The sequence below is a fragment of the Moorena sp. SIO3H5 genome, from assembly GCF_010692395.1.
GTDB lineage: Bacteria > Cyanobacteriota > Cyanobacteriia > Cyanobacteriales > Coleofasciculaceae > Moorena.
In genome coordinates, this window is record NZ_JAAHHS010000701.1 from 1 (window position 1) to 2,042 (window position 2,042).

The 2,042-nt window shown below is 43.1% G+C and carries 2 protein-coding genes; both read left to right on the forward strand.

All coding sequences use genetic code 11. The features are described 5' to 3' along the window. Positions 1 to 650 (forward strand): MoxR family ATPase (locus tag F6K52_RS35690; RefSeq protein WP_293089843.1); only part of this gene is annotated, 650 nt, incomplete at its 5' end. After that, on the forward strand, positions 647 to 2,042 hold a 1,396-nt coding region (locus tag F6K52_RS35695; protein ID WP_293089845.1), incomplete at its 3' end, for a hypothetical protein. The genes F6K52_RS35690 and F6K52_RS35695, both read left to right, overlap by 4 nt.

Sequence of the window (2,042 nt, forward strand, 5' to 3'; positions counted from 1 at the left end):
TTTACATCTATGATACTGTGGCTCGTTTGCGGGATGCTCAGTTAGCGGCAACCGGCATGATTAAACCAAAGGATATCCCCCGTATTAGTAATCCCGAGACCTATGTACGTTGGGGCCCGTTAGGCAATGCATTTCGGGATGAAACCCTGACGGTGGTGTTAATTGATGAAATTGATAAGGCGGATATTGACTTTCCTAACGACTTATTAATGGAACTTGATCAACGTCAATTTACTGTAGATGAAACCGGTGAAGAAGTAATAGCCAACCAAGCCCCAATTGTTTTTATTACTAGCAATGACGAGAAAGATTTACCCGATGCTTTCTTACGCCGCTGTTTATTTCATTATGTTGAGTTTCCTTATCACCAGTTAATTGACATTCTTAATGCTCATTTTCCGAAATCACCGGAGACGCTAGTGAAGAAGACTGTAAGTCGCTTTCAGGAATTGCGTCGGAAAATGGAAACAGATAAAGGGAATAGTGGTAAAAAGGTTAGTACTAGCGAATTAATTGATTGGTTCAAGGTACTGCGCCGCCATCCCACCGATGAAATTTTGGCACAATTGGATGGAAAACTCCCCTATCCTGGTGTATTGCTGAAAAGCGTCAATGACCATATGCGCTATCTAAACTCAAAAAGGCTATGAAGGTCAATGACTTACCCTTAATGGAGTTGTTTGAAAAACTGCAAGATGCTGGCTTACCTTTGGGAATCGGTGAGTATGAAGCCTTATTGCGGGCATTGCAGGCTGGTTTTGGGATTCCAGACCGGGAAGCGTTGGCACGATTGTGCTGTACCTTATGGGTGAAGTCCCAAGAAGAAAAGCATATTTTTGATAAGTACTTTGACGAATTTATTCCAACTAGTAAAGGTTCATATAGTTTCTATAATTTTACCACAGATGAAGGTGATTCACAGGACAATAACTATTCACCAAAAGTTAGTTATTGGTTGATAAGAGGAGTAATTTTTATTGGAATTGGCATTATTATAGGGAATTTAATTACTCCAAAACCACCAACTCAGATAAACCCAGAAGCACCAATCACACTAGACAAACCAGAACCAGAAAACCCAAATACTAACGTTAACGTTAACGCCCCTAATTTTTTTCCAAATAATGGTGAAAATAATACGATATTTCTCTTTAATAATTTTCCAGTTATCGTAACTCTAGGTGGAGGATCTTTATTGACTCTATGGGTCTTGAGGAACATTCGTAAATATCGAAATCGCCGCCAAGAAAATCTGTTTAAGCCAGTACCAATACAAGATTATACTCGTCCAGCTCCACGAATCATTCCGGGAGTAGATGAATTACAAATGGCGAAAACAGTAAGGCAGAGTTCTCGTAAGACTAAGCCAGGGTTTAGCGATCGCATTGTGATCACTACAGGATACTGTCCCGTTACCCGTAGGCAAATGAAACAAAGCTGGCGTTACTTGCGGGGTCTGGTCAGGGAAGGAGCTAAGACAGAACTAGACATCGAAGCAACCGTTAACCAGATTGGACGGCAAGGTCTATTGCTAGAGCCGGTATTTATCTCCCCTCGGGTCAATCGTACGGAGCTATTACTCTTAATCGACCAAGGTGGCTCAATGATACCCTTTCATCGGCTATCCCATCGGCTAACAGAAACTGCCTTACAAGCTGGACGCTGGGGTAAAACCACTATTTACTATTTTCACAATTGTCCAGTGGATTACCTCTATCACGACCGTGATCAGCTTGAAGCAGAATCCACTACCATGATTTTCTCCCAGCTTGCTGTCCAGTGGACTGTAGTTTTGATGTTTAGCGATGGTGGTGCTGCTCGTGGTGGACTTAACCCTCAGCGGATTGAATTGACCAAAGCCTTTCTAGGACAACTCAAACAGCAAGTGCGTGCCATGGCTTGGCTTAATCCCATGCCTTGCAACCGTTGGACTGGCACCACCGCTGGTGAGATTAGACCCTTGGTACCAATGTTTGAATTCAGTCGCGAAGGTTTACAGATCGGAAGAGCGGCGTGTATCGGGGGGGTACATTCGGGCCAGC